We start from the raw sequence: 1,787 nt of genomic DNA, 5'->3' as shown, positions 1-1,787 counted from the left end.
ACATCAGGCTGCTGACCATGGCTGCGGCCATGGCGAGTTTCTGAATGCCATCGCTGTTGGCGCTGGTCGAAGTCGGTGTGGTTTCGTTGAGTGCGATGCGGCTGACGATCTGCTGGTCGGTGGCGTTCGACCAGTTGCCCTGCCAACCCGCGCCCGCGAATTGCGGCGCCACATCATTGGTGATGAAATCGTCCATCTGGGCAGCCGTGATATTGGCCGCTGCCGGGTCGTCCTGGGTGAAACCGAAATTGGTGAGGAAAGCGGTATCGAACGCAGCCTTGGCAGGAGAGCCGGCAGCCGTGAAATCGTTGATCGGCTTGACGTCTGTGTTGGTGCCGGCAAACAGATATTCACCATTGACGCTGGTGTTGAGGATCGAGGTCAGCTGCTGGATGGTCGCCTTGCCGGAGTCCCGGGTGAGGCTGTTGGACGAGTCGCTCGAGGAAGCGGTGGTCAGGGCGGACAGGAAGGTCTGCGCCGCGGTGGAGAGCTGACCAAGCGAGGTCTGCGTCGAGGAAAGCCGGGCGCCGACCAGGCCGTTGGAATCGATGATGACGTTGAGCCGGTCAAGGTCGCGCTGGAAGGTGACGGCCTGGGTGGTGCGCCCGCCGAGAGCCAGGCCGACATCGGCGACCCTGCCCGTCGAGGATTCCTTGGTGGCTTTGACGAGTTCGGCCTGCATGCGCATCTGCTGGGAGCGCATGGCATTGGAGATTGCGGCCGAGGAGACTGAAGTCATGGAATTATCCCACCGCGTTGAGCAAGGCCGTCATCATGTCGTCGACGGTTTTCATCATCCGGGCCGATGCCTGGTAGGTGTGTTCGAGGTCGAGCAGCAGCGACATTTCCTGGTCGACATTGACCCCGGTCGCGTTGGACAGCGCCTCGGCGCTGCGCGATGCCAGTGCTTCCTTGGCGTCGGAGGCGGTCGAAGCCTGCTGGCGCACGCCCTCGAACCAGCCGATCGAATTGGCGGCGTAGTCGGACACGCTGGACGTTGCAGAAACCCCGGCGGCGGGGTCGAAAGTCATCGGCTGGTCGAGCCGGTCGCCATAGGCAACGAGAAGGGTGGAATAGGATGCACCGCCGCCCGTGTTGGCGACATAGGCCGCACCGTTGGCGCCGCCGTCGCGCAGCAGCGTCGGGTTGCCGCCGGTGCTCGGGTCCATCGCTGCGTTGACGCTGATGGATGCGGCAAGGCCGGTGACCAGCGTGCCCGCGGCCGGCACGGCCGGCGCGCCCGACCAGGTGAACAGGCCGGCGGCATTGGCCATCGAGGGTGCGGTCTCGGCAAAAGCGGTGATCGGGCCACGCGCCGTCTCGTCGAGCTGGCTCTGCATGGTCGAGGCGACACCGTCGCGCAATTGCAGCAGGCCGGCAAGCGTGCCGCTGGCGCTGGTGTTGCCGCCGGCACCCGCCGAGATCGGCACGTTGTCGATGTAGACGGCATTGCCAGCGGCACCCGCGGTATAGCCTGCCGACGCCGCGAAGGTGACCGTGCGCGGTATCGTCTCGAACAAAGTCGTGCCATCGCCGGTGGTGATGACCATGTCATTGTCGCCTCGCGTGAAGGTCGACACCGGGACATAGTTCGAAATCTTCTTCAAAAGCGCGTCGCGCTGGTCGAGCGCATCGGAAACGTCGGTGCCGGAACGGGTTCCGGACATGACGGCCGTGTTGGCATCCTGGAATTGGCCGAGCAGCGAGTTCAGGTCGTCGACGGCGGTGGCAATCTGACCGTCGGTCTGGGTGCGGAAATCCTGGACTGCCTTGGAGCCCTCATTGAG

At 64.4% G+C, this 1,787-nt stretch carries 2 protein-coding genes; both read right to left on the bottom strand.

The window, feature by feature from the left end:
* A partial coding sequence (locus EN914_RS34030) for a flagellar hook-associated family protein (RefSeq protein ID WP_127389618.1) occupies positions 1–739 on the bottom strand: 739 nt, incomplete at its 3' end.
* Between the two features lie 4 nt (positions 740–743).
* On the bottom strand, positions 744–1,787 hold a 1,044-nt coding region (flgK, locus tag EN914_RS34025), incomplete at its 5' end, for a flagellar hook-associated protein FlgK (RefSeq protein WP_127389617.1).

Origin of the sequence: Mesorhizobium sp. M7A.F.Ca.CA.001.08.2.1 (assembly GCF_003998455.1) — a bacterium.
In the GTDB taxonomy this organism is placed as follows: domain Bacteria; phylum Pseudomonadota; class Alphaproteobacteria; order Rhizobiales; family Rhizobiaceae; genus Mesorhizobium; species Mesorhizobium ciceri.
Note: the sequence above shows the minus strand (reverse complement) of the source record. Positions and strands in the feature narration are given on the sequence as shown.